The sequence below is a fragment of the Chryseobacterium arthrosphaerae genome (assembly GCF_001684965.1).
GTDB lineage: Bacteria > Bacteroidota > Bacteroidia > Flavobacteriales > Weeksellaceae > Chryseobacterium > Chryseobacterium arthrosphaerae.
This window is the reverse complement of the sequence record NZ_MAYG01000001.1, coordinates 1,501,144-1,525,207: the sequence shown is the minus strand read 5'-3', so window position 1 is coordinate 1,525,207 and position 24,064 is coordinate 1,501,144. Positions and strand designations below refer to the sequence as shown.

General features: G+C 37.5%; 27 protein-coding genes. 14 read left to right on the top strand and 13 right to left on the bottom strand.

The window, feature by feature from the left end; all coding sequences use genetic code 11:
- Positions 1 to 106 precede the first annotated feature (106 nt).
- Positions 107 to 1,153 carry an HlyD family secretion protein gene (locus BBI00_RS06955; RefSeq protein ID WP_065398083.1) on the bottom strand — a complete coding sequence of 349 codons (1,047 nt, stop codon included), beginning with the start codon at positions 1,151 to 1,153 and terminating at the stop codon, positions 107 to 109.
- Between the two features lie 5 nt (positions 1,154 to 1,158).
- Positions 1,159 to 2,493, bottom strand: a complete 1,335-nt coding sequence (locus BBI00_RS06950; protein ID WP_228394731.1) for a TolC family protein — start codon at positions 2,491 to 2,493, stop codon at positions 1,159 to 1,161.
- Between the two features lie 136 nt (positions 2,494 to 2,629).
- Between BBI00_RS06950 and BBI00_RS06945 the strand changes: the two genes are divergently transcribed.
- Positions 2,630 to 3,433: a helix-turn-helix domain-containing protein gene (locus BBI00_RS06945; RefSeq protein WP_065398081.1), complete on the top strand. Its 804-nt coding sequence runs from the start codon at positions 2,630 to 2,632 to the stop codon at positions 3,431 to 3,433.
- A gap of 230 nt (positions 3,434 to 3,663) precedes the next feature.
- Here the strand turns inward: BBI00_RS06945 and rplI are convergent, their stop codons facing one another.
- From rplI to BBI00_RS06915, 6 genes are all read right to left on the bottom strand, one after another.
- Complete coding sequence (gene rplI / locus BBI00_RS06940; protein ID WP_065398080.1) at positions 3,664 to 4,164, bottom strand: 50S ribosomal protein L9; 501 nt, start codon at positions 4,162 to 4,164, stop codon at positions 3,664 to 3,666.
- Positions 4,165 to 4,275: 111 nt separating this feature from the next.
- Entirely contained in the window at positions 4,276 to 4,578 is a 303-nt protein-coding gene (gene rpsR / locus BBI00_RS06935) for a 30S ribosomal protein S18 (protein ID WP_002979091.1), read from the bottom strand.
- A gap of 32 nt (positions 4,579 to 4,610) precedes the next feature.
- Positions 4,611 to 4,952: a 30S ribosomal protein S6 gene (gene rpsF / locus BBI00_RS06930; protein WP_047095723.1), complete on the bottom strand. Its 342-nt coding sequence runs from the start codon at positions 4,950 to 4,952 to the stop codon at positions 4,611 to 4,613.
- Between the two features lie 257 nt (positions 4,953 to 5,209).
- A complete protein-coding gene (locus tag BBI00_RS06925; protein WP_065398079.1) occupies positions 5,210 to 6,553 on the bottom strand; it encodes a T9SS-dependent choice-of-anchor J family protein in 1,344 nt (447 codons plus the stop codon).
- A 110-nt stretch (positions 6,554 to 6,663) separates the two neighbouring features.
- A complete protein-coding gene (locus tag BBI00_RS06920) occupies positions 6,664 to 8,013 on the bottom strand; it encodes a chloride channel protein (protein ID WP_065398078.1) in 1,350 nt (449 codons plus the stop codon).
- Between the two features lie 47 nt (positions 8,014 to 8,060).
- Entirely contained in the window at positions 8,061 to 8,687 is a 627-nt protein-coding gene (locus tag BBI00_RS06915) for a hypothetical protein (RefSeq protein ID WP_065398077.1), read from the bottom strand.
- A gap of 110 nt (positions 8,688 to 8,797) precedes the next feature.
- Here BBI00_RS06915 and BBI00_RS22915 point away from each other — a divergent pair, with 110 nt between their 5' ends.
- On the top strand, positions 8,798 to 8,920 hold the full coding sequence (locus BBI00_RS22915; protein WP_083988532.1) for a winged helix-turn-helix transcriptional regulator: 123 nt from the start codon (positions 8,798 to 8,800) through the stop codon (positions 8,918 to 8,920).
- Positions 8,921 to 9,029: 109 nt separating this feature from the next.
- Here BBI00_RS22915 and BBI00_RS06910 read toward each other — a convergent pair whose 3' ends face one another.
- From BBI00_RS06910 to BBI00_RS06895, 4 genes are all read right to left on the bottom strand, one after another.
- Positions 9,030 to 9,371, bottom strand: coding sequence for a hypothetical protein (locus tag BBI00_RS06910; protein WP_065398076.1), 342 nt, complete (start codon positions 9,369 to 9,371; stop codon positions 9,030 to 9,032).
- Positions 9,368 to 9,559, bottom strand: coding sequence for a hypothetical protein (locus tag BBI00_RS06905; RefSeq protein ID WP_065398075.1), 192 nt, complete (start codon positions 9,557 to 9,559; stop codon positions 9,368 to 9,370). Before BBI00_RS06905 ends, BBI00_RS06910 begins: the two co-directional genes overlap by 4 nt.
- 71 nt (positions 9,560 to 9,630) lie before the next feature.
- Positions 9,631 to 10,938 carry a dihydrolipoamide acetyltransferase family protein gene (locus BBI00_RS06900; protein WP_065398074.1) on the bottom strand — a complete coding sequence of 436 codons (1,308 nt, stop codon included), beginning with the start codon at positions 10,936 to 10,938 and terminating at the stop codon, positions 9,631 to 9,633.
- 63 nt (positions 10,939 to 11,001) lie between these two features.
- Positions 11,002 to 11,829 carry an SAM hydrolase/SAM-dependent halogenase family protein gene (locus BBI00_RS06895; protein WP_065398073.1) on the bottom strand — a complete coding sequence of 276 codons (828 nt, stop codon included), beginning with the start codon at positions 11,827 to 11,829 and terminating at the stop codon, positions 11,002 to 11,004.
- Positions 11,830 to 11,962: 133 nt separating this feature from the next.
- Between BBI00_RS06895 and BBI00_RS06890 the strand changes: the two genes are divergently transcribed.
- The 7 genes from BBI00_RS06890 to BBI00_RS06860 all read left to right on the top strand — a co-directional run bounded on the left by BBI00_RS06890 (position 11,963) and on the right by BBI00_RS06860 (position 17,774).
- A complete protein-coding gene (locus tag BBI00_RS06890) occupies positions 11,963 to 12,922 on the top strand; it encodes a PhoH family protein (protein ID WP_065398072.1) in 960 nt (319 codons plus the stop codon).
- Positions 12,923 to 13,038: 116 nt separating this feature from the next.
- Positions 13,039 to 13,716: a porin family protein gene (locus tag BBI00_RS06885; protein WP_065398071.1), complete on the top strand. Its 678-nt coding sequence runs from the start codon at positions 13,039 to 13,041 to the stop codon at positions 13,714 to 13,716.
- A 122-nt stretch (positions 13,717 to 13,838) separates the two neighbouring features.
- A complete protein-coding gene (locus BBI00_RS06880; RefSeq protein WP_065398070.1) occupies positions 13,839 to 14,504 on the top strand; it encodes a porin family protein in 666 nt (221 codons plus the stop codon).
- Between the two features lie 143 nt (positions 14,505 to 14,647).
- Positions 14,648 to 15,145 carry a hypothetical protein gene (locus BBI00_RS06875; protein WP_065398069.1) on the top strand — a complete coding sequence of 166 codons (498 nt, stop codon included), beginning with the start codon at positions 14,648 to 14,650 and terminating at the stop codon, positions 15,143 to 15,145.
- Between the two features lie 460 nt (positions 15,146 to 15,605).
- Positions 15,606 to 16,262: an outer membrane beta-barrel protein gene (locus tag BBI00_RS06870; RefSeq protein WP_065398068.1), complete on the top strand. Its 657-nt coding sequence runs from the start codon at positions 15,606 to 15,608 to the stop codon at positions 16,260 to 16,262.
- Positions 16,263 to 16,346: 84 nt separating this feature from the next.
- Positions 16,347 to 17,030 carry an outer membrane beta-barrel protein gene (locus BBI00_RS06865; protein ID WP_065398067.1) on the top strand — a complete coding sequence of 228 codons (684 nt, stop codon included), beginning with the start codon at positions 16,347 to 16,349 and terminating at the stop codon, positions 17,028 to 17,030.
- An 84-nt stretch (positions 17,031 to 17,114) separates the two neighbouring features.
- Positions 17,115 to 17,774, top strand: a complete 660-nt coding sequence (locus BBI00_RS06860; protein WP_065398066.1) for an OmpW family outer membrane protein — start codon at positions 17,115 to 17,117, stop codon at positions 17,772 to 17,774.
- Positions 17,775 to 17,855: 81 nt separating this feature from the next.
- On the opposite strand, the gene ffh is transcribed toward BBI00_RS06860, so the two are convergent.
- Positions 17,856 to 19,217 carry a signal recognition particle protein gene (gene ffh, locus BBI00_RS06855; protein WP_065398065.1) on the bottom strand — a complete coding sequence of 454 codons (1,362 nt, stop codon included), beginning with the start codon at positions 19,215 to 19,217 and terminating at the stop codon, positions 17,856 to 17,858.
- A gap of 649 nt (positions 19,218 to 19,866) precedes the next feature.
- Here ffh and atpB point away from each other — a divergent pair.
- The 5 genes from atpB (at position 19,867) to atpA (ending at position 23,989) form a co-directional block, all read left to right on the top strand.
- The gene (gene atpB, locus BBI00_RS06845; protein ID WP_065398063.1) at positions 19,867 to 20,994 is read left to right on the top strand and encodes a F0F1 ATP synthase subunit A; all 1,128 of its coding nucleotides are present in this window, start codon (positions 19,867 to 19,869) and stop codon (positions 20,992 to 20,994) included.
- Between the two features lie 44 nt (positions 20,995 to 21,038).
- A complete protein-coding gene (locus tag BBI00_RS06840) occupies positions 21,039 to 21,257 on the top strand; it encodes an ATP synthase F0 subunit C (RefSeq protein WP_065398062.1) in 219 nt (72 codons plus the stop codon).
- Between the two features lie 101 nt (positions 21,258 to 21,358).
- Positions 21,359 to 21,853, top strand: coding sequence for a F0F1 ATP synthase subunit B (locus BBI00_RS06835; protein ID WP_045497327.1), 495 nt, complete (start codon positions 21,359 to 21,361; stop codon positions 21,851 to 21,853).
- Between the two features lie 2 nt (positions 21,854 to 21,855).
- A complete protein-coding gene (atpH, locus tag BBI00_RS06830; RefSeq protein WP_065398061.1) occupies positions 21,856 to 22,395 on the top strand; it encodes an ATP synthase F1 subunit delta in 540 nt (179 codons plus the stop codon).
- 16 nt (positions 22,396 to 22,411) lie between these two features.
- Entirely contained in the window at positions 22,412 to 23,989 is a 1,578-nt protein-coding gene (gene atpA, locus BBI00_RS06825) for a F0F1 ATP synthase subunit alpha (RefSeq protein WP_065398060.1), read from the top strand.
- Positions 23,990 to 24,064 lie beyond the last annotated feature (75 nt).

Sequence of the window (24,064 nt, the reverse complement as noted above, 5' to 3'; positions counted from 1 at the left end):
CGGTTTTTGCCTTTTCGCTAAAAAATAATTTAATTCTAAAAATTTGAAAAGAAATGGATTGAATAACAGTATGTTCTAATACTTTAAAATCCTCGCTCACTCCAACTCATATCTTCTTCGCACTCACCATCACATTCATTCCGGAAAGCAGTTTTTCATTGTTTTTATTATGGTCAAGAATGATCTTTACGGGAAATCTCTGCTCAATTTTCACGAAGTTTCCTGTAGCATTATCCGGTTTTACCAATGAGAACTGAGACCCTGAAGCTGGAGAAACAGAAAGGATTTTTCCCTTGAATTCAATATCCGGATAAGCATCTGCAGTAATGATGACTTCCTGCTTCTGATCGATTTGTCCAAGCTGTGTTTCTTTATAATTGGCAATGATCCATTTTTCTTTGCTGACCATCTGCACCAATGCCTGTCCTTCTTTGATCAGCTGCCCTTCCTGAATGGTCTTTTTACCTACCCATCCATCATAAGGAGCCGTAATGACGGTATAGGAAAGGAAAAGGCGGGCATTATTCAGGTTCGCTGAACTTTGCTGAATCTGGCTTTTCACAGGAGCAACTTTTGTCTGTTGCTCACTGGCACCTGCTTTTACTGCATTTTTCTGCTGTTCCAATGCCAAAAGATTGGCTTTTGACTGTTCATAAGATGCCTTTACATTTTCAAATTCCTGTTCTGTAGCAGCATCTTCTGCCAGGAGGTTTTTATATCTTTTAAAATCCTGTTCTGTTTTCCAGATATCGATTTTCGCTGAAGCTATTTTGGCATCAATGATTTTGGTGTCACTTTCTTTGGTGCTTACACCGCTTTCAATAGAGGTGATGGTGGCTGCATTGGCATGAAGGCCGGCTTCTGCCATCTGTACCTGGTTCACAAACTCCCTGTTGTCGATGACGATCAAAGTATCCCCTTTGTGAACAAACTGATTTTCGTTAAACTTTATCGTCCTGATAAAACCTGAAACTTTGCTGGATACAGGAGTAATATATTGTTCGATCTGAGCGTCATTCGTCGTGACATTTTTTCTCGAGAAAAGATAAAAGCTGACCATCCCCGTGATTCCGCTGATGATAAGTACCCAGGCCAGTACCGTGATGCTTTTGTTGATTCTTTTTTCCTTTTGTGTCAGTTGTTTCTTTGCCATAGTTTTTATAAGTTTCCAATCGTATATTGGAGTTGATAATATTTAAGTTGTCTGTTAATTTTTACGGAGATAAGATTGGATTCTGCTTCCAGATAAGTATTGTCTGCATCGATCAGTTCTGTGATCAGGCTGAGTTTATTGGCATATTTCGTTTTTACAATACGATAGTTCTCTTTGGCCTGGTTAATCGCTTCTTCAGCAATTTTTACTTTCTCACCGGTTTCTTCAAACTTTTTGTAAGCTTCATAGACGTTATGTCTGATTTTTTCTTCATTTTCCTCAATCTGAAGTTGAGCCAGATTTATATTTTCCCTGGCTTCCTGCATTCTGTACTTGTTTTTATACAGGTTTTCAATAGGGTAGGTCAGATTCATTCCGATCATTCCCAGACGGTAGGCATAGGGTTCTGGAGGGAAGAACATCATATTCGGATACTTCAGGAAATACTCGCCGCCTGCTGTAATTTTAGGCAGATAATCGGCTTTTGTGATTTTCTGATCCAGTTCTTTTAAAGAAAGGTTTTTATGGGTAATTTCAACAGATTCATTTTTACGTAAAGCAGTTTCCGTTAATTCATCAATATAGGGTATTGCTGTCTGATCAGAAATAAGGTCTTCCGTATTGACGTGCATTTCCTGGTTTTCAGGGAGTGAAAGAATGGTTTTCAGCTTGTGTTCTGCAATCTGTATGTCATTATCGAGTTCCGTCCAGCTCATCGTATGGTTGGAAAGCTGTAAGGAGGTTCTCAACACTTCATTTACTGTAACTATACCATTGGCTTTAAGGGTTTTCACCTGTCTGATGTTTACAGAGTCCTCTTTCATCTTATCATTGATAAGGTTTTGCTGTTCTTTTAAATGATGGATCTGTAAAAATGCAGTAATGATCTCCATCTTAAGCTGTCTTTCATCCAGATGCGTTTTCAGTGCCGAAATTTCGGTATCAATGGCTGCCTTTTTTTCTGTGTTTCTGATTTTTCCACCCATATACAAAGGAATGGAAGCTGATAGGGTAAAATCATACATACCGTTGATGGCATCGTATTTTGTGGCTTTATTGAAAACTCCGTCCTGATGTTGATACAGGTTGGTCACCTGCGTATAGCTGGTATGAAATTCAATGTCCGGAAGTTTTTCCATTTTGAGATCTTTCTCTTTGGTAGCGGACATTTCCTGTTTCAGATGGCTGATCTGTATATTTTTGTTGTTCTTTAAGCCGATCTCTATTGCCTGTTCCAGGCTTAGATGCCGGTAATCTGTCATTTGTGCGTGAAAGAAACTGCTCAATACTAAGCACAACGCAATGCACTGATACCGGCATGCGTTCAATATCATATTCATAAATTAATTAAAGGATTTTTGCTAAAATGATTTTGATGCAGCAAAGTTACGGCGATGACCCGGAGACTCTATTTGTGAAAAGAGAAAAAGATTTGTTCATTTACGCCATTTAAAAAAATCTTCCTATCTTTATTCTATGAATGACAGCCATTTTGAAGCCGTAGAAGATGAAGATGCAGAGTTTTATGTATATCATGTGCTTACAGGAAATATTACGACGGATATACATTACCACAGTTCTGCACAATTGGTGTATGCAGAAGGAGGTATTGTACATGTTTTTACGGATCTGAAGCACTGGTATCTTCCGGCAAGATGCTTTATGTGGATTCCTGCAGGAACACCGCATTATCTGTTTTCTACCAGTCCGAAAGTTGATCTGTACAACTTTTATTTTAAAAAAGAAAAAGACGAAAGTGGCTTTTTTGATGAAATTAATATTTATTCAGTGAATGAACTGCTAAGGGAAATGATTTTATATACAAAAGACTGGGATGGGAAAATCACAAAAAATGACGGTTCAAAATATTATTTCCTCAAAGCGCTGAAAGGTATTCTGCTGGAAAAAAGAGATAAGAAACTGGCTTTTCCTGTTCAGCATCCGTTTCCGAAAGATGAAACTTTACTGAAGATTGCAAGGTACATCCATGCCAACCTTGAAAAGCCCCTTACCATAGAATCTACCGCCAAAGAATTCGGCATGAGCACGAGAACCTTATCGAGGAAATTTAAAGAGATTTTAGGCATGAATTACGTTCGTTTTCTGCGTGCTTTAAGAATTACCAGATCTTTGGAGCTGATGCTGGAAGGGAAGTACAATATGTATGAAATTGCGATGATGGTGGGCTATAACAGTTTGTCTTCCTTCAGCAATATTTTCAAAAAAGTAATTGGGGTAGCTCCTACGGAATATCAGCAGAAACTGAGGGGTGACAGGTAGTTTTGGGAGTCTGGGAGTTTTAGAGTGGGAGAGTTATTGAGGTATGTGAGATTCAGGGGGCAGGGTTATGGATGACAGGGAAATGATATGATGTTAAAAAGGACTGCAGAATTGTAAAATTCCGGGGAGCATTCATTAAATTGTCTCATATTCCTGTTTTTACTGTGCACAAAAAAACCACTTCAAATAAATGAAGTGGTCTTGTATGGTGAGAAATTCTCAGTCGCTTATTAAGCTTCTTCTGTTTTAGCTTCTTCTTTCTTAGCAGGAGCAGCTTCAACCGGAGCGTCAGAAACGATGTCGAATTCGTAGTTGTACTCAACATTTCTGTGAAGTCTGATAAGAGCAGCAAATTTACCAGTTCTCTTGATAGTGTTACCAGGAATTTTGATATATTTCTTCTCTACAGAAACACCAGCTTTTTCTAAAGCAGCAGATAGATCAGCATTGTTGATAGATCCGAATAATTTATCACCAGCACCTACTTTTGCAGGAATAGTGATAGAAGTTTTCTTCAATTGCTCCACTACAGCGTTAGCAGCAGCGATCAATTTAGCTTCTTCTTCTTTTCTTGCTTCTAGTGTAGCTTCTAAAGCAGCTTTGTTTTTAGGAGTAGCTAAAAGCGCAAATCCTTGAGGGATAAGAAAGTTTCTAGCATAACCTGGCTTTACGTTTACTGTATCAAACTCAAGTCCTAAGTTTTCTACGTCTTTTTTTAGGATAATTTCCATTGTTGTTGTCCTTTTTTAGATTTTAGTGTATAGTCTAAAATCAAGTTAGAATTAATGATGTATTCAGCAACAAAAGAAGAGATTGCTCTCTTCTTTTATTTATTTTTTGTCTTATTTTAATAAGTCAGCTACGTATGGTAGTAATGCAAGGTGTCTTGCTCTTTTGATAGCAGCAGAAACTTTTCTTTGGTATTTTAAAGAAGTTCCGGTGTATCTTCTTGGTAAAATTTTACCTTGCTCGTTCACGAATTGTAATAAGAAATCAGCATCTTTGTAATCAACGTGCTTAATTCCGTATTTTTTGAATCTACAATATTTCTTTTCAGATTTTGTATTGATATCAAGCGGAGTAAGGAATTTTACTTCTGATTCTCCTCCTGCTGAGGCTTGTTTAGCCATTTCATCTATTGCCATGTCTTGTCTTTTTTAAAAAATAGGGTTAATAATTAAGCTTTAGCCGCTTTTACTTTAGCTCTTCTAGTTACAGCGTACTCTACAGCATGCTTGTCAAGTTTTGTAGTAAGGTAACGGATTACTCTCTCGTCACGCTTGAATGCCAATTCTAAGTCAGCTACTACAGAACCTTCTCCTTTAAATTCGATTAAAGTATAGAACCCGTTCTTTTTCAATTGGATCGGATAAGCTAATTTTTTTAATCCCCAGTTTTCTTTAGCAACGATTTCGCAGTTCTTTTCTTTGATAAGATCTACATACTTGTTCACTGCTTCCTCTACCTGTGACTCAGATAGAACGGGAGTTAAAATGAAAACAGTTTCGTAATTGTTCATAATGTTAAATAAATTTGTTAATTATTTCGAGGTGCAAAAGTAGAAAATATATTTTGTATATGCAAGAGTAGTGGTGAAATAGTTGAGTATTGAATGGGAATATATTTCAGAAAATCTTATTCCGGAATCCAGAAAATACAATACAACAAGTCTGTAATTTAAGAAATGTCGCTATTGGAGCTTTTAAAAATTGAATATAATGCCAAAAAAGACCTGTCAAAAAACAGGTCTTTTTTTACTTCTATTTTTGTGTACTATTATTTCTTAATCACTTTTGCAGATTGTGATCCGTTTTCGGTTTTTACAGTAACAATATATGTTCCCGAAGTTAGTTTAGATAAATCTACATTATATTTCGCCTGATTAACTTCAGAGCTTAATACATTTCTGCCTGTAGCGTCAAATACGCTTACTGATTGTATTTTTTCCTGCGAATCAATATTTAAAATTTGAGTTACAGGATTCGGATATACCCTGAATGAAGCATTTTTCTTAGTAACTTCATGTGTTGCCAGAGAAGAAGCGAGAACATTTACCGTATAATCTTCTGCCTGACCATACGCCCCACCTATACAGGGAGCTGTGAGGCTGGGATCATCATCAATGGTTCCGTATAGTTTTTTTACCCTCATTCTGGTATTCCCCGGTAATGCATTGGCGGGAACTGTTATAGAATGTACTGCCTGGATAGCGTCTGTACCATTAGAGTTTTGGATGGTCTGGGTTACCTCATATACTTCACCGGCATCATCTAAAGTTCCGTTTTGATTCCAGTCTATAAATACAACAAAACTGTTTTCCCAGTTACCGCCTGTATTTCCTTTCAATGTAATATCGTAGGATTGTCCCTGAGTGACGGTAGCCGTTTGGCTCAGGAAATATTCGTGGGAAGTTCCGGTACCAAGAGCATTGCTTGTTACGTTGTTGATTCCAGCAAAGTTTACCAATGTAATAGGCTCATCGGCAGGATCACCGAATATGTCAATAAAACTTAAAGGTCCGCAGTAGGTTATCGGGGGTTCTACATAAGTATAGTCTACTTTGATATTGTCAACAATCAGCATGAATTTATCATTACTGTTATTTACAAAAGCAATTCTTACATTTTGTCCGATATAAGGGGTAAGACTTAAGGCACGGCTTGTCCACCAGGAGTTTTCACCTGCTGTATTGTAAAGCTCTACTGTGAAATCTGCCACGGTATTTCCCCCGGTAGGAGAAAGCATGATTTTGTAGCCATCCGGATAATCGGGGTCCTGCGCTTTTACATCCCAATATAATGTAGGAGAAGCTCCTGATATGGCTATCTGTGGTGATATCAGCCAGTCATTTGAAGTTCCTGCCGGCGTGTACCATGATGTACTCATGGCTGCATAATTACCTGCAGGGCCTCCAAAGCCACCATCCGTACCATCCCGGTCAATACGGTTCCATCCATTGGTAATAAAATCTACACCGGAAGCGGGGGTTAATCCGTCAGCGTCAATTGTCGTCCAGGCTGCAATACCGGGGCCGTTTCCATCAAAATCTTCTTGAAATATTTGGCTGTAACCCAATACAGGAAGAGCAACGAATGTTGCCAGTAGTAAAATTTTTCGCATAACAGTAATATTTTTTTTTGGTTGTAATCCAAATGTAATTAAAATTATGCTAAAAACCAAATAGTTAACGTTTTGTATTTAATGAATTGTGATTGTTTTTATTAATTTTTTTAATCTTTTCTTATTTCTGTTAAGAAATTTATTTTTAAAACATCGTACAATGAATGCCTGCTTACAAGAATAGACGCAATGGAAGAAACCATGCCGGCAAGCATCAGATGAAATATCAGTGAATGTCTGTCTGTCATTTCCAGAACGATAATGGCTGAAGTAAACGGTGCTCTGGTAATTCCTGTCAGGAATGCTACCATTCCGCCGAGAACCACCACATTGGTTTCATTAGGCGTAAGATGAATCGCTCCTGAAATTACAGAGCCAATGCTGGCACCCGCAGTCAGGGCCGGGGCAAAAATACCGCCTGCTCCTCCTGAAGTAAAAGAAAGGGCAGGACCAAGCATCCTCAAAACAGGAACATACCAATCTTCATGCTTATCTTTGGTAAAAAGGACTCTTTCCATGATCTCTTTTCCGGAGCCGAGAATTTCCCTGTTGATGAAATAGGCTATTGAAGCAATAATCAGGGCACAGACAATCAGAAATATGATGTTGGCCTGATCTGTTTTCAGGGTTTTCTTTTTCCATCCGTTGATCCTGAGCATAATAACAGACAACTGGCTTGCAAGGATACCGGCAACAGCAGCTACAAGGATAATCGGAAACATGACCATTAAGGAAACATCATTCGTTTTGGGATATCCTAAATACAGATAAGACCCGGCTAAGGTCTGAGCCGTTAAACCTGCAATAATAACAGCTGTAAACAGGGCTGTCTTGAAATAATTGATATGTGTCTTCGAAAGCTCTTCCACGGCAAAAACAATTCCTCCCAACGGCGTATTGAAAGCTGCTGCAAGACCGGCTGCAGCTCCTGTCATGATCATGTTTTTCTTGGAGATCTTAGGCCACCATTCCGGAAGATATTCATTAACTTTTCTGAATACAGACCCTGCGATCTGAATCGTAGGACCCTCACGGCCCACAGCACCACCGCCAATGACCAGAATAACCGAAGAAAGGATTTTGAAGAAAATAATCTTAATGCTTAAAAGGCTTCTGATCTTTTTATGCTCTTTCGGATTAGCGAGCTCTACAGCGGCCATCACCTGTGGGATACCGCTTCCTTTGGCATTGGGAGCAAATTCCTTTACCAGCCACCAGGATAATACAAAACCTACAGGCGCAATGATGAAGATCATCCAGGCATGCCAGTCAAAAATAAAATTCATGAGATTCTCGCCCCATGCAAACACCTGAGCATAGAGTACCGCAAAAAATCCGGTGATCACAGACCCGATCCAGAAAGGAATAGCCTGAAGCAGGTTGTGTTTCAGCTGTTCATTCCGAATGTTGTCAAAAGAATTTTTAAGGGAATCCCTTATGAAGGTAAAGATTTTCAGCATTTGTTTTGTTTATGGGATGAATTTACGGTAAAATTCCGGGAAGTTAATTATATGTTCTCCATAAAATCTGCAGTTATCAATGCATTTTCGATGTTTAAAACTTTCGGTAATCCGAAGCTTAATAGATTGTTTTTTACTTCAATTTTAAAATCTTCATCGGGAATGGCCTTGATGACTTCCTTTCTGTGCGGGTTTAAAAATGTCATGGTTTTATAAGGATCGCTCCCCAGAACATAAAAGTCTTTAAAGTCCTGATTTTCTTTGAAATTGACATTGAAGCGACTGAAGATTCCTGCGATTTTATCCGCAAAATTTTTCTTATTGACCGAAATGAATCCAAAATCATCATCCAGCTTCTTTAATCCCCAGATTTCCAAGGTGTCTTTATGGTCTGTCATACGGGCTCCTCTCGCTGATGTACCGATTACATTCATGATGAAAAGGTAGAATTGGTTGGTTTTTTCCTTATTGGTAATGTAGTAGCAGATTTCCGGTGTTTTTAATAGATTGGGATCATCCGTTTTAAACTGATGATAAGGAGAATCTTTAATATCTATTACTGAAATGTTATAGTGCTCAAATAACTGGTCATAAACATTCATAATCAATTCCTCATCTTTCCTGGAAAAGCCAAATAATTTAGAGACAAGTAGTTTTCTGAAATCTAATTCCATTGGTGAAACGTTTCTTTAAAGATAAAACTATTTGATGAAATTACATGCTTTAAAAGCCTTTACTGGAAATCCAAGTGTTTTTTCTAACTGCAGCCGGTTATTGTTTTTGAATCTCTAAATATTCTGCACAGTCAGAGTATGAGCTTACTGATCATGGGAAATCATTAAAACCGTTAATCATGGAATTGATGGCATGGGGTGAGTTACATAGAGAGAAAATCACCGGAAAATAGGAGTTTATGAATCGTTAATGCAGAATAATTGTTGTAAGATTTATTTTTTTATTCTGATAAATCATCTATCAAAAAAAGCTTTCCGACCGGAAAGCTTTTTTGATATTGTTTAAAGGCCCAGAAGGGCGAATACTATGCCGTACAGCAGCAGGAGAATTCCCATAAAAATGAAATTCACATTTCTGAGTTTATACTTTTCATTGCTCTGGAGAACGATAGCTTCTATAAAAATAAAGAGAAACCACAGTACATGGAAAATCAACATATATAAAGCAAAACCAAATGCTCCCCAGCCGCTGGCTTTACTCATTATAATGAAGAATACAATAGTTCCCGAAACAATTACTGCAAGCCGTATTATAATATGCTTCCAGATATTCTGTTGAGAAGGCTGCCTGCTTTTTTCCTCATCCTGTCTGATCTCAAAAAGCTCTCTAAGTTCAGGACTCATTCTTTCTGCTTGTTGTATAATTTAACAAAAAACTGCAGAATACCCACAAAACAAAGAAGATTGATAACCCCAAAGGCCGTGTACAACTCCATAGAATAGGTTCCGGTAAAGCCCAGAATAAGCTGGATAAGATCAACAAGGATAATAATGCTCAGTGAAATTACTGCCAGTAAAGTTGCGCCTTTCATATATTCTGTCTGTTGTTTTGATTGAGTGATGGTTTGAACTTCTGTTTTTTTAGATTTCTCCTGAAAAAGTATTATATTTCTGTATTCAGATCCCAGTTTTCAAGGTAATCGTGAACATGTTTCAGCATCATTCCTCCTAAAGAACCGTCTACAACTCTGTGATCATAAGAGTGGGACATAAACATTAAGTTTCTGATAGCAATCACGTCTCCATCTGCTGTTTCAAGAACTGCAGGTTTCTTAACGATAGCTCCAATAGCTAAAATAGCAACCTGAGGCTGAGGAATGATCGGAGTTCCCATAAGGTTTCCGAAACTTCCCACATTAGAGATCGTATAAGTTGCTCCCTGAGTATCTTCCGGTCTTAATTTCTTGTTTCTTGCTCTGTAAGCTAAATCGTTGATGGCTTTTGCAAGACCTGAAAGAGACAGCTGATCAGCATTTTTGATAACAGGAACAATAAGGTTTCCGTCTGGCAGAGCAGTGGCCATACCAATATTGATGTTTTTCTTTTTAATGATATTTTCACCATTTACAGAAACATTGATCATTGGGAAATCCTGGATCGCTTTTACTACAGCTTTTACAAAAATAGGCATGAAAGTAAGTTTTTCACCTTCACGTTTTTCGAAGACTGCCTTGTTTTTGTTTCTCCATTTTACAACGTTGGTAACGTCTGTTTCGATGAAAGAGGTTACGTGTGGAGCAATTTGTTTTGCTTTCACCATATTTTCAGCGATGATCTTTCTCATTCTGTCCATTGGAATGATCTCATCACCTGCACTTACCGGGATCGTAGCTGCCGGAGCAGATACTGCCGGTTGTGGAGTAGAGGCTGCCTGTACCGGAGCTGCTTGTGGAGTCGGCTGCGTTCCTCTGTTGGCTACATACGCCAGAATATCTTCTTTGGTAATTCTTCCTTCCAAACCGCTTCCTTTGATAGATTTCAGTTCAGCTTCAGAAATATTTTCCTGTTGTGCAATTGATTTTACAAGTGGAGACAGATACAGATCCCCTGAGAATTCAACGTTTGCAGCAATTGTCTGCTGTAAAGGCTGCTCAATCGTTTTTAATGTTTCAGCATCCGGAGCTGCAGCAGGTGTTTCTGCCTGTACTTCCTCAGAAGCAGTACCTTCGCCTTCAATTTCTAAAATCGCAATGGCTTCGCCTACTTTTGCAACTTCATCTTTTTGCTTTAAAATTTTTACAATTTTCCCCGAAACCGGTGTCGGTACGTCTGAATCTACTTTATCTGTTGCAATTTCTACTACGGAGTCATCCTCTTTTACGTTATCACCTTCATTGAATAACCAAGTGATAATAGTCGCTTCCATAACACCTTCTCCCATGGAAGGAAGCAATAGTTTGTATTCTGCCATTTTTGATTTTTAGATTTTGACAAATATATAAAAAAAATCGGTTTTTTTATGAAATATATAATTTTAGCTGAATTCAATATAGATATTTTCGCCTACATTCAACCCAAACAGGCTTTTAGCACCGTTTTTCTTGCTCCCTTTATAGATGGTAAGCTCCAATAGCTGACTGTCATTGAAAATTGCTGCAGACTGACCATGGAATTCCGTCTCCCTTTCCCAATCCGAAACCACTTCCGTATGGCTTGAAAAGATCCTGGAAAGACTCAGGTTCCTGAATTTTATCGTGAAACTGTTGTATCCTTTGCTGATATTTTCAAAAAAATCTTTATTGATATTTGAGATTATATTTCCGAAATTATCAATGTAAGTAACTTCACCAATGATCATTCCCTCAGATTCGTTATATACCGCTCTCGGGAACATCAGCTGCTTGGCCGTATCTATTTTTCTTCCGATCACTTCCGGGAGCCCGCCATTCGCAAGATGCACCGCTGCCGGAACAAAAATATCCGTAGAAGTAAAGTTGATGACGTCATCAAAACGGTTATTCAGTGTGAGCTCATAGATCGCTTCAGGTTTAATATCGAAAAAGATAAGGCTCAGAAGCCCGTTGTCTGCCGCCAGGAAGTAGGAACCGTCTGCTTTGTAAAGAATGTTTTTTCTTGATTTGTTGTAAAAACTGTCTACCGAAAGGATATGAATGCTGCCTTTCGGGAAATATTTGTATGCATTTCTTACGATATACGAAGTCTGTATAAGGTTGAATGCCTGGATATCGTGGGTTATATCAATAATATTAACCTCAGGATTTAGAGACAGGATTTTGCCCTTTACAGCAGCAACTCTGTAATCTAAATTTCCGAAATCCGAAGTAAGGGTAATAATTGACATGAGCAATGTATAGAATAGTGTAGTATTGCAAAGTTATTTAAAATAAAAAGAATGCCCGAAAGATTGTTGAAAAGAATTTGATATAAATTTGAAAAAAAGCTTTAATTTTAAAATCTAAAAATAAAAATACTGCATGTTTGAATTGACATATGATTTGGAAGATATTGATGCGAAAATCTTCTATGGAGTTAATAACCAATATTTCAACTTAATAAAATCAACCTTTCCCACTCTTAAAATTACAGGAAGAGATCATTTCATCTTTGCGATGGGAAATCAGGAAGCCCTGGATATACTGAAGCAGAAACTGGATGATATCTTAAAATTTATCTCTAAAAACAACTCGATAGAGCTGAAAGATGTAGAAAATATTCTGAATATTAAGGACGAAAATGAGAAACAGCTGATCTTCGACCAGGATATTATTGTAAAAGGAGTCAACGGAAAAATCATTAAAGCCAAAACCACCAATCTTAAAAAACTGGTAAAGGAAACGGAGAAAAAAGATATGGTTTTTGCCATTGGCCCTGCGGGAACGGGTAAAACTTACACCAGTGTTGCTTTGGCAGCAAGAGCTTTGAGAGATAAGGAGGTGAAAAGAATCATTCTTACAAGGCCTGCAGTGGAAGCAGGGGAAAGTCTTGGGTTTTTACCGGGAGATCTTAAAGAAAAGCTGGATCCGTATTTACAACCATTATACGATGCCCTTCGTGATATGATTCCTCATGAGAAGCTGGAAGGCTTTACGGAGAAGAAGGTTATTGAAGTGGCACCTTTGGCATTTATGAGAGGGCGTACCCTGGATGATGCTTTTGTAATTCTTGATGAAGCACAGAATACTACTCATGCCCAGATGAAAATGTTCCTGACAAGAATGGGGATGAATGCAAAGTTTATCATTACAGGTGACCCGAGCCAGATTGACCTTCCGAAAAATCAGCAGTCCGGACTGAAAGAGGCTATGAGGATTTTAAATGGAGTGAAGGAGATCGGGTTTGTACATCTTACAGAGGAGGATGTTGTGAGACACCCTGTTGTAAGAAAGATTATTCTTGCTTATAATGATGAAGAAAAGAGATTGAGAAACGAGTAATCCATAACACGTAAAAGTTTCTGTTAACCTTTTATTAACCTTGAATTTTAAGACAAAATTTGGTGTTTTAAAAAAAATAATTAGTTTTGCAGTCCTTAAACTTAGAACTAATAACAATGAAAAAACTTTTACTTACTGCAGCGATCGCTGTACTTGGGATTTCTGCAAACGCTCAGGAATTTAAATTTGGACCTAAAGCAGGTTATTCTTTATCAATGCTTAAAGCAACTGGTGAGGGTCATACTTACAATTTTGATGCAAAATCTACTTTTTATGTGGGGGCAATGGCTGAATATAAATTCAACGATAAGTTTGCTGTACAGGGAGAAGTATTATACTCTCCAATAGGAGGTAAACAAGAAGAAACTGTTTCTTATAGTATGATGGGAGCTACTGTTACAGGTACTGAAAAATCTGACTGGAAAATAGGAACTGTACAGATCCCTGTGAGTGCGAAATATTATGCTACAGAAAACTTAGCATTTGCAGCTGGTCTTAATGTGGGAATTATTACTTCTGCAAAAATAAAAGTAACAGCTGATTTAACAGGATCAGCAGGAGGGCAGACCGTTTCTGATTCTACAAGCGAAACAGAGGATGTGAAAGATCACATGAATAAACTGAATTTAGCTCCGTTTGTGGGTGCTGAATATACCCTTGAGAACGGATTGTTCTTTGATGCAAGATATAATTTAGGCGTTTCTAACCTGATGAAAAAACAGGATGGTGAAAACGGAACCCTTAAAAACAGCTTCATTCAGGTAGGGGTAGGTTTCAAATTCGGAGGAAACTAAAATTCTGAAAATATTGTAAAATACAAGAACAGGACAGTTTTTTGTCCTGTTTTTTATTAAGGATTGCCGGTCTGGAAATAATCGGCGCCGCAATCCTTTACATAAGATTATAACTAATAACTATGAAAAAACTTTTACTTATTACAGCGACCGCTGTATTGGGAATTTCTGCAAATGCCCAGGAATTCAGATTCGGACCTAAAGCAGGTTTTGCAATGTCTACCATCAAAATGGATAATAAACAGGATGATTTGGAAGCAAGAAAAATGAGTCCCAAGTATACGTTCTATATCGGTGGTATGGCAGAATACAAATTCAATGATCAATTTGCCCTTCAGGGGGAGGTTTTATATTCACCACTGGGAGCCAGAGAAAAGATAGATGGAGTGAATGCCGGAGGGATATTCGTTGGCGAACAGACCAAGGTGACGTTTGGGACACTTTTGGTGCCGGTTTCCGCAAAATATTTTATTACGGAAGGATTTTCCGTTGCTGCGGGTCTTAATGTAGGGATCATTCTTACTGCCAAGCAGAAAACCGTATTGGGATCAGATTTTTTTGATGTGGAAGTTGAAGGAGAGGACACAAAGGATGGCGATATCAAAAAAGATATCAAGTCACTGAATCTTGCTCCTTTCCTGGGGGTAGAATATGCTCTTGAGAATGGCCTTTTCTTTGATGCAAGATACAGTCTGGGAGTATCCAACCTTTCTAATGATAACAGTGGAGGGACGATAAAGAATAGTTTTGCTCAGGTTGGAGTAGGTTTCAAATTCGGAGGAAACTGATTCTGAAAATAATATTGAAAATAGAAAAAAGGCAGGACAATTTGTTCTGTTTTTTTTATTGTCAGGAAACAGATTCCTGTATTTTACTTTTACGATGAAAAATAATTAGTACCTTTGCCCCGTAATTTAAAGCTACTAAAAAAATGAAAAAACTATTATTACTAGGTGCTTTTGCACTTTTAGGAGGTGCTGCCCAGGCACAGGAAGGTTTTAAAATTGGTGGACATATCGGTGTTCCGGTATCTGATGCAAGCAATGTATCTTCATTTACATTAGGAGTGGATGCTGCTTATATGTGGAATATCGCTAAAGGTCTTGACCTTGGGGTAACAACCGGATATTCTCACTTTTTCGGGAAAGATCACTTTGATGATTTCGGATTTATTCCTGTAGCTGTTTCCGGTAAATATAAGTTTAAGGGAGCTCCTATCTTTGTAGGATTAGACCTTGGATATGGTATTTCTACCAAAGACGGAGTAGACGGAGGATTCTATGCACAGCCTAAATTCGGATATCAGATGTCTAAAGGAGAGTTGTATATAGGATATCAGTCTGTCAGCAACAGACGTGACTATGGCTGGTACAGAGACAGCTGGAACGTAGGAGCTGTCAACTTAGGATATAACTTCTTTATCAAATAAGAATAGTTGAAAAATAACAGGACTCCGGCCGAAGGCCGGAGTTTTTTGTTGATATAAGGAAAGAAAAGCAGGGATATTTTTTCACAAAACTTTTCTATTTACCTCAATTAAAGCTATTCGGAAGCGAAAAAACCGTCTGAATTATAAACGATTGTTTAAATTTTAAGACTTAATAACTTAAAAATTAACAATTTAAGTTGGGTTATTTTAGTATTTGCCGGGGATTTGACCGGATTTTTAGAAAAAACAAAAATTTGAAAAACCAAGTATATCGCGCTCTCATTAATGATTTGTAATTTTTTTATTCATAATATTGTGAAAAACTCAAAGACTTCTCTTTAATATGAATTATTTTTACAAAGCCAATAATTTTAACAATGATATTAATCACATTAACAAATTTTAATATTCGTGAGGACGACTGTAAATTTGCCTCCAGAAAGTATTAAAATTTTTTAAAATGAAAAAAATATTATTAGCGGGTGCTGTTGCACTTTTTGGATTATCAAACGCTCAGATTGCTAAAGGAACTACATATTTATCAGGATCTGTTGGGTATTCTCAAGTAGAATCTAACAACGGTAACGATAAAAAAGAAAACTTCAACGTATTACCTAGAGTTGGTTATTTCGTTAACACAAACCTAGCAATTGGTTTAGGTCTTGGATACGAAACTGAAAAAACAACTAAAACTACTACAACTACATTAGGTAACACAACAATCGTAACTGAGAATGTAAACAAAACTCCTGCATTCGTAGTTGAGCCTTTCGTAAGAAAATACTGGACTTTATCTGACAAATTATATTTCTTCGGACAATTAGCTGTTCCAATGAAATTTGGTAAAACTGAAGATGAGAACAGTACTGTAGCTACTTCAGGTAACTCTGTAGTTACTAACTCTACTTCTACTGAAGCTAAATACACTAAAATCGGTGTTACTGTGAAGCCAGGTTTAGATTATTTCCTAAACAAAAACTGGACTATCGAAGCTACTATCGGTGAATTCGGTTATAGCAACTTCAAACCAAAAGATGGTGATGCTACAAACAACTATAACTTCGGTTTGAACTTAGCTTCTGTAACTTTCGGAGTTAAATATGTATTTGCAAAATAATAAACAAAGCATATAACAATAGAACCCTGAGATTTTCTCAGGGTTTTTTTGTATTTTTGGAAACATTTTTTTTAAATAATAACCATGAAAAAATTACTATTAACGGGTGCAATAGCCCTTTTTGGATTATCAAACGCTCAGATTGCTAAAGGAACGACATACTTATCAGGATCTGTTGGCTATTCTCGAGAAGAGAGTGATATCAAAGATTATAAACAAGAAAACTTTAATGTATTGCCTAGAATTGGATATTTCGTGAACACAAACCTAGCAATTGGATTAGGCCTTGGATACGAAACTGAAAAAACAACTACTGAAACTTCAGACTCACATACATTGACCAATAAATTAAATAAAAAACATGCATTTGTAGTTGAACCTTTTGTAAGAAAGTACTGGACTTTATCTGATAAGTTATATATATTCGGACAATTAGCGGTTCCAATGAGATTTGGAAAAACTAAAGATAGGACAAGTTATGCACGTATTTCTGGATATACTTATACTACCTCTGAAACTATTGAATCTAAATACACTGAAATTGGCGTTACTGTAAAGCCGGGCTTAGATTATTTCCTAAACAAAAACTGGACTATCGAAGTTACTATCGGTGAATTCGGTTATAACAATTTCAAGCGAGACGATAGTGATCGTATAGTTCACGCCGGCGACTTCAAACAAAAAGACGGTTATACTAAAAGCAACTATAACTTCGGTTTGAACTTAGCTTCTGTAACTTTCGGAGTTAAATATGTATTTGCAAAATAATAAACAAAGCATATAACAATAGAACCCTGAGAAAATCTCAGGGTTTTTTTGTATTTTTGGAAACATTTTTTTTATATAATAACCATGAAAAAACTATTATTAGCAGGCGCTGTGGCGCTTTTCGGGCTTTCTAATGCCCAAATGACTAAAGGAGACTGGGTGATCAGCGGAAACACAGGAATGGGCTTCAACAACACTACAACGACAGTAAAAGTAGGCAGTAATTCTGTTGACGGACCAAAAGTAAATACTTTTTCAGTTACTCCTTCCGTAGGATACTTTGTTATTGATAAATTAGCAGTGGGTATCGACCTGGGATATATTAGTACGACCACTAAATATCAGGGAGTAAAAGTGGCCAATTCCACATTCTCTGTAATGCCTACAGCTACTTATTATTTTACTAATTCCAGTAAGCTTGTACCGTTCTTAGGTGCAGGGATCGGATATGCTTCCGATAAGACTAAGTATACTTTTAACGGTAACATCAATAATGAAGGGTTTGATCCTTTATTAGCGCAGAATACAGAGACCACTACAGATGGTCTGGCGTGGAAAGTAAAAGGGGGAGTGACGTATATGGCTACTTCGTCTTTAGGGATCAATTTAGGGGTTTCTTATGACCAGTTTTCAAATAAACAGACGATCATGAATACAGATGTGAAGACGAACGTTAAGACTTTCGGAGTTAACGTTGGTTTCTCTTATTTCATTAAAGGGAAATCCCAGAAATCTGATAAGTAATCAGTTTATTGAAAGATAAAAAAACAAAATCCGGCTCAGAATTGAGCCGGATTTTATATTTTGATATGATCTCTTTTTGAATTATTTTCCGAACATTCCACCCATTCCAGGCATATTCGGCATCTTGCTCATCATCTGCATCATCTGCTTCCCTTGAGGTCCCTGCATCATTTTCATCATTTTACCCATCTGATCGAATTGTTTCATCAGTTGGTTGACATCTTCAATCTTTCTCCCTGCACCTCTTGCAATTCTGTTTTTTCTCTGTGTATTGATGATAGAAGGCTTTCTTCTTTCTTCAGGCGTCATCGAGTAAATAATAGCTTCAATATGCTTGAAAGCATCATCACTGATTTCTACATCTTTGATGGCTTTTCCAACCCCCGGAATCATTCCCATAAGATCTTTCATGTTACCCATCTTTTTGATCTGGTTGATCTGCTTTAGGAAATCATCAAAACCGAATTCGTTTTTAGCGATTTTCTTGTGAAGTTTTTTAGCTTCTTCTTCGTCAAACTGCTCCTGAGCTCTTTCTACTAAGGAAACAACGTCTCCCATTCCCAGGATCCTGTCTGCCATCCTTTCAGGATAGAAAAGATCCAGTGCTTCCATTTTTTCTCCTGTAGAGATGAATTTGATCGGCTTTTCAACTACAGAACGGATCGTTAATGCAGCACCCCCTCTTGTATCACCATCCAACTTGGTTAAAACAACCCCGTCAAAATTCAAGGCATCGTTGAATGCTTTAGCGGTATTCACAGCATCCTGACCTGTCATGGAGTCTACTACGAAAAGGGTTTCCTGAGGCTTGATGAAGTAATGTACAGATTTGATCTCGTTCATCATCTGCTCATCGATTGCCAAACGCCCTGCGGTATCCACAATGACAACATCGTGACCGTTTGCTTTTGCAAAATTGATTGCATTTTCAGCAATAGTAGAAGGGTTGGTTGCGCCTTCTTCAGTATAGACAGGAACTTTGATCTGTCCTCCCAATACTTTCAGCTGGTCGATTGCAGCAGGACGGTAAACATCACACGCTACCAGTAATGGCTTTTTATTTCTTTTGGTCTGTAAATAATTGGCAAGCTTTCCGGAGAAAGTCGTTTTACCCGAACCCTGAAGACCGGCGATAAGAATTACAGAGGGTTTTCCTGAAAGATTAATTCCTTCCTGAGAACCTCCCATCAGATTCACTAATTCATCGTGAACAATTTTCGTCATCAGCTGTCCCGGAGTAAGGGAAGTAAGAACGTTTTCGCCTAATGCCTTATCCTGAACTCTTTTGGTAAGATCCTTAGCAACTTTATAGTTAACGTCTGCATCTACCAATGCTCTACGGATCTCCTTTACGGTTTCCGCTACATTGATTTCGGTAATTTTTCCACGTCCGGAAATATTATGTAATGCCTTGTCTAATTTATCCTGTAAACTATTAAACATATTTATTGTAAATTATAGGTTTGCAAAAATAAGGAATTTTTAAGAAACATGGGAATTATAGTCTTAATATTATAAGGATTTGATTAAAGTTGGAAGAGAGGGGTGTCTTTTGAGGCTGATAAAAGGAAATAAGATTCCTGATAGACTATTTTTTAAAATAAGAATTGTAGATCATATTTAATAAAACGTGTTGAATGGCGGTTTTGCAGAACCGTAACTTTTATCATCCGGCTTCCAGCCTCCTTCCTTTATATAATAATTCTTTTGTTTCAAAAATTATAATCCTATTTTTGCAGCATGAATTTTCTTGATGTTTTTATTATTATAACATTGGCTGTTGTTCTGAATACGGCGGTGTATATAATTTTTAAAAAGTTTTTATACAAAAGGCAGGATGCAGCTCTTAAATTTCTCACCTTTAATATTCCTAAAGATATTATATGGCTGCTGATTTCATTACTGATTATTGACAAAACAAAAGAAAATTTTCTGTTTTTGCTTGCATGCTTTGTGGTAGCGTCTTTCCTTATATATTTATCTATAATAAAACTCATTAATAAATCTTGATTTTTTTGATGATAAAAATCAATTTTTAATATTGGTAAAGTTTAATAAAATCGATATATTTGCACACGATTAAAAAAGAGATATGAACAGAAAAATTTCTTCGTTATTTTTCGCATTTTTGTTTGTGTTTATTAGCAGTTTAGCTGCTGCACAGCACGAAACTGAAGGGGAAAAAGTAGCTGAAAAAGTAGAGCATAAAGAAGCGGAAGGCGACTTTAATGCGACTAAAGTGATCATGGAGCACATCGGTGATTCTAATGAATGGCATTTATGGACTTCAAAAGATGACAGTGGTGAGGAGCACCACGTTTCTATCCCTTTGCCTGTTATTATTAAGGATAACCAGGGGTGGCATACTTTCCTTTCAAGCAGCATTGCTCACGGGCATGAACACGATGGGTATACTTTAGAACACGGACAGGTAGTTTCTACTAAAGGTGTTGAAAAAGCAACTTTATTTTCAATCATCAGCGGAAAGCAAAAATCAAACGAAGTGTTTTTTGACCTTTCAATAACGAAAAACGCAGCTTCAATGTTCTTGTCAGTAATTTTTATGGCAGTAGTGTTCATAGGAATGGCAAGAAATTACAAAAAATCACAACTTCCAAAAGGAATTGGAAAAGTAATGGAGCCGGTAATCGTATTCATCAGAGACGAAGTGGCTATCCCGAACATCGGATCAGTAAAGTATAAAAGATATATGCCTTATTTATTGACGGCGTTCTTCTTTATCTGGATCAATAACCTTTTCGGATTAATTCCTTTCTTTCCGTTCGGAGCTAACCTTACAGGTAACATCGCAATCACTTGCGTATTGGCAATCATTACATTATTAATTACATTATTCAGTGCGAATAAAGATTACTGGAAACACATCTTTATGCCGCCGGTTCCGATCTTATTGTACCCAATCATGGTTCCAATCGAGATTATCGGGATCTTTACAAAGCCTTTCGCTTTAATGATGCGACTTTTCGCTAACATCACTGCGGGACACATTATGATTCTGGCAATCATTTCATTGATCTTCATCTTCAAGTCTCCATTGTTAGGATTTGCATCTGTACCATTAGCATTATTCGTTTCAGTACTTGAGTTATTGGTAGCAGCACTGCAGGCTTATATCTTTACTGTATTATCCGCACTGTTTATCGGAATTGCAGTTGCAGAACACGACCATGAGCACGGTCACGAAGAACACGCTCACTAATTAAAAGAAAAAAATAATTTTTTAACTAATATAATTTATTTATCATGGATTTATCAACAGGAGTAGGTTTAGTTTACGTAGGTATCGGTTTAGCAGTACTAGGTGTAGGTCTAGGTATCGGTAAAATCGGTGGTCACGCTATGGACGCTATCGCTAGACAGCCAGAGCAAGCTGGTAAGATTCAGGGAGCAATGCTTATCGCTGCTGGTCTTATCGAAGGTGCTGGTCTTATCGCGATCATCTTTGGTGCTTTCATCAAGTAATCTATCCTCAAAAAAACATTCTTAGCAGTGAAGCGGTTGGCTGCTGCTAAGAATTTTAAAAACAATCCATAAATAACATTTTAAAAAAAGAATTTACAGATATGGGAATTATTGAACCTGGAATTGGACTTTTGTTTTGGATGACCCTTACGTTTGTTATCCTATTGTTTCTTCTAGCTAAATTCGCTTGGAAACCAATCGTAAATGCTGTTAATGAAAGAGAAACTTCTATCGTTGATGCATTGAACCAAGCTAAATTGGCTAAAAAAGAGATGGAAGATCTTAAAGCTGACAACGAAAGAATCATTCGTGAAGCTAAAATCGAAAGAGACGCTATCCTTAAAGAAGCCAGAGAAATTAAAGACAGAATCGTGGGTGAAGCTAAAGATGTTGCTAAAGCAGAAGGAGACAAACTTATCGAAGCTGCTAAACAAACGATCAACGCTGAGAAAAATGCTGCCATGGCAGACATCAAAACTCAGATCGGCGCTTTATCTGTAAACATTGCAGAATCTATCTTGAAACAAAAGTTAGATAACACGGAAGCTCAAAACGAATTAGTTCAAAATTATATCAACAAATCTAACCTTAACTAAGAATGCTTACATCTAAAGTAGCGAAAAGATACGCACAGGGCTTACTTGATTTCACCAATGAATCAGGTCAGACAGCTGCCGTATTTTCTGAAATGAAAGATGTAGTGAAGATCATGGCTGAATCTAAGGATTTGAACAAATTCTTCCTTACACCTTACATTGATGCAAAAAAGAAAATAGAGGTAGCAAACGAAATTTTCAAAGGTTTATCAGCATCTTCCCAGAATTTGATCAGATTGGTTATTAAACACGGACGTGAGAACCAATTGAAAAATATCGCTCAGGAATTCATCAACAAAGTTGAAGATATCAACGGAGTACAGAGAGTAACGCTTACTACAGCTACTCAGCTTTCCAAAGAGAATATTGATCAGATTCTAAGATCTACCAACCTGGTGAATGCCAACTCAAACTTCGATTTGAAACTGATCATCAACCAGGACATTTTAGGTGGATATATCCTGAGAGTAGGAGACCAGCAGGTAGACGCATCTGTGAAGACCAAATTGAACCAAGTTAAAAAAGATTTCCAATTAAATTAAGAAAAACAACCATACAATGGCAGAAATAAATCCGGCAGAAGTATCTGCGATCTTAAAACAGCAATTGGCCAACTTCGATACTCAATCCAACGTTGAGGAAGTAGGTACAGTTTTAACCATCGGTGATGGTATTGCTCGTGTATACGGGTTAGAAAACGTACAATACGGAGAGTTGGTGAAATTTTCTAGTGATGTAGAAGGTATTGTACTTAACCTTGAAGAAGACAACGTAGGTGTTGCTCTACTTGGTGAAAGTAAATTAGTAAAAGAAGGTGATACAGTAAGAAGAACTAACAGAATCTCTTCAATCAAAGTAGGAGAAGGTATGCTAGGAAGAGTAGTAGATACTCTTGGTAACCCTATCGACGGTAAAGGTCCTATTACTGGGGATTTATATGAAATGCCACTAGAAAGAAAAGCTCCTGGAGTAATCTACAGACAACCGGTAACTGAACCATTACAGTCAGGTATCGTTGCGATCGACTCTATGATCCCTGTAGGTAGAGGTCAGAGAGAGCTTATCATCGGTGACAGACAGACAGGTAAAACTACTGTTGCGATCGATACGATCATCAACCAAAAAGAATTCTTTGATGCTGGTAAACCAGTATATTGTATATATGTTGCTATCGGTCAGAAAGCTTCTACTGTAGCACAAATCGTTAAAACCCTTTCTGATAAAGGAGCTTTAGCATATACTGTAATCGTTGCGGCTAACGCTTCAGATCCGGTTCCAATGCAGGTATACTCTGCGATGGCAGGTGCTGCTATCGGTGAGTTCTTCAGAGATACAGGTAGACCGGCGCTTATCGTTTATGATGATTTATCTAAACAGGCTGTTGCTTACCGTGAGCTTTCCCTACTATTAAGAAGACCACCGGGCCGTGAAGCTTATCCTGGAGACGTTTTCTATCTTCACTCAAGACTATTGGAAAGAGCTGCTAAAGTAATCGCTGATGACGAAATTGCGAAGCAGATGAATGACTTACCGGAGTCTCTTAAGCCAATCGTGAAAGGAGGGGGTTCATTAACTGCTCTTCCAATCATCGAAACTCAGGCAGGTGACGTTTCTGCATATATCCCAACTAACGTAATCTCTATTACAGACGGACAGATCTTCCTGGAGTCTGATCTATTCAACTCAGGGGTTCGTCCTGCGATCAACGTAGGGATCTCTGTATCAAGGGTAGGAGGTAACGCTCAGATCAAATCAATGAAAAAAGTATCTGGTACATTGAAACTTGACCAGGCTCAATATAAAGAATTGGAAGCGTTCGCTAAGTTCGGATCTGACCTTGATGCTTCTACTTTAGCTGTAATCTCTAAAGGAGAAAGAAACGTGGAGCTTCTTAAGCAGCCGGTTAACTCTCCGCTTCCGGTTGATAGCCAGGTTGCTATGATCTATGCCGGTACTGAGAACTTATTGAGAAACGTTCCATTGAACAAGATTAAAGAATTCCAACACGAGTATATCGAGTTCCTGAGATCTAAGCACCCAGACACTATGGCTGCTATCAAAGCTGGAAAAATCGATAACGATATTACAGGTGTTCTTAAGCAGGCAGCTAACGATTTAGCTTCTAAATACAACTAAAAAAATTCAATGTTTAAGGTTTAAAATGTAAGTTTTAAGCCTTAAACTTTAGACCTTAAACTTTGAACCCAAATT

What these genes read in the sequence shown, in the direction of transcription:
- BBI00_RS06955 (WP_065398083.1), bottom strand. Translation starts at nt 1,153, where the DNA reads ATGGCAAAGAAACAACTGACACAAAAGGAAAAAAGAATCAACAAAAGC.
- BBI00_RS06950 (WP_228394731.1), bottom strand. Translation starts at nt 2,493, where the DNA reads ATGAATATGATATTGAACGCATGCCGGTATCAGTGCATTGCGTTGTGC.
- BBI00_RS06945 (WP_065398081.1), top strand. Translation starts at nt 2,630, where the DNA reads ATGAATGACAGCCATTTTGAAGCCGTAGAAGATGAAGATGCAGAGTTT.
- rplI (WP_065398080.1), bottom strand. Translation starts at nt 4,164, where the DNA reads ATGGAAATTATCCTAAAAAAAGACGTAGAAAACTTAGGACTTGAGTTT.
- rpsR (WP_002979091.1), bottom strand. Translation starts at nt 4,578, where the DNA reads ATGGCAATAGATGAAATGGCTAAACAAGCCTCAGCAGGAGGAGAATCA.
- rpsF (WP_047095723.1), bottom strand. Translation starts at nt 4,952, where the DNA reads ATGAACAATTACGAAACTGTTTTCATTTTAACTCCCGTTCTATCTGAG.
- BBI00_RS06925 (WP_065398079.1), bottom strand. Translation starts at nt 6,553, where the DNA reads ATGCGAAAAATTTTACTACTGGCAACATTCGTTGCTCTTCCTGTATTG.
- BBI00_RS06920 (WP_065398078.1), bottom strand. Translation starts at nt 8,013, where the DNA reads ATGCTGAAAATCTTTACCTTCATAAGGGATTCCCTTAAAAATTCTTTT.
- BBI00_RS06915 (WP_065398077.1), bottom strand. Translation starts at nt 8,687, where the DNA reads ATGGAATTAGATTTCAGAAAACTACTTGTCTCTAAATTATTTGGCTTT.
- BBI00_RS06910 (WP_065398076.1), bottom strand. Translation starts at nt 9,371, where the DNA reads ATGAGTCCTGAACTTAGAGAGCTTTTTGAGATCAGACAGGATGAGGAA.
- BBI00_RS06905 (WP_065398075.1), bottom strand. Translation starts at nt 9,559, where the DNA reads ATGAAAGGCGCAACTTTACTGGCAGTAATTTCACTGAGCATTATTATC.
- BBI00_RS06900 (WP_065398074.1), bottom strand. Translation starts at nt 10,938, where the DNA reads ATGGCAGAATACAAACTATTGCTTCCTTCCATGGGAGAAGGTGTTATG.
- BBI00_RS06895 (WP_065398073.1), bottom strand. Translation starts at nt 11,829, where the DNA reads ATGTCAATTATTACCCTTACTTCGGATTTCGGAAATTTAGATTACAGA.
- BBI00_RS06890 (WP_065398072.1), top strand. Translation starts at nt 11,963, where the DNA reads ATGTTTGAATTGACATATGATTTGGAAGATATTGATGCGAAAATCTTC.
- BBI00_RS06885 (WP_065398071.1), top strand. Translation starts at nt 13,039, where the DNA reads ATGAAAAAACTTTTACTTACTGCAGCGATCGCTGTACTTGGGATTTCT.
- BBI00_RS06880 (WP_065398070.1), top strand. Translation starts at nt 13,839, where the DNA reads ATGAAAAAACTTTTACTTATTACAGCGACCGCTGTATTGGGAATTTCT.
- BBI00_RS06875 (WP_065398069.1), top strand. Translation starts at nt 14,648, where the DNA reads ATGAAAAAACTATTATTACTAGGTGCTTTTGCACTTTTAGGAGGTGCT.
- BBI00_RS06870 (WP_065398068.1), top strand. Translation starts at nt 15,606, where the DNA reads ATGAAAAAAATATTATTAGCGGGTGCTGTTGCACTTTTTGGATTATCA.
- BBI00_RS06865 (WP_065398067.1), top strand. Translation starts at nt 16,347, where the DNA reads ATGAAAAAATTACTATTAACGGGTGCAATAGCCCTTTTTGGATTATCA.
- BBI00_RS06860 (WP_065398066.1), top strand. Translation starts at nt 17,115, where the DNA reads ATGAAAAAACTATTATTAGCAGGCGCTGTGGCGCTTTTCGGGCTTTCT.
- ffh (WP_065398065.1), bottom strand. Translation starts at nt 19,217, where the DNA reads ATGTTTAATAGTTTACAGGATAAATTAGACAAGGCATTACATAATATT.
- atpB (WP_065398063.1), top strand. Translation starts at nt 19,867, where the DNA reads ATGAACAGAAAAATTTCTTCGTTATTTTTCGCATTTTTGTTTGTGTTT.
- BBI00_RS06840 (WP_065398062.1), top strand. Translation starts at nt 21,039, where the DNA reads ATGGATTTATCAACAGGAGTAGGTTTAGTTTACGTAGGTATCGGTTTA.
- BBI00_RS06835 (WP_045497327.1), top strand. Translation starts at nt 21,359, where the DNA reads ATGGGAATTATTGAACCTGGAATTGGACTTTTGTTTTGGATGACCCTT.
- atpH (WP_065398061.1), top strand. Translation starts at nt 21,856, where the DNA reads ATGCTTACATCTAAAGTAGCGAAAAGATACGCACAGGGCTTACTTGAT.
- atpA (WP_065398060.1), top strand. Translation starts at nt 22,412, where the DNA reads ATGGCAGAAATAAATCCGGCAGAAGTATCTGCGATCTTAAAACAGCAA.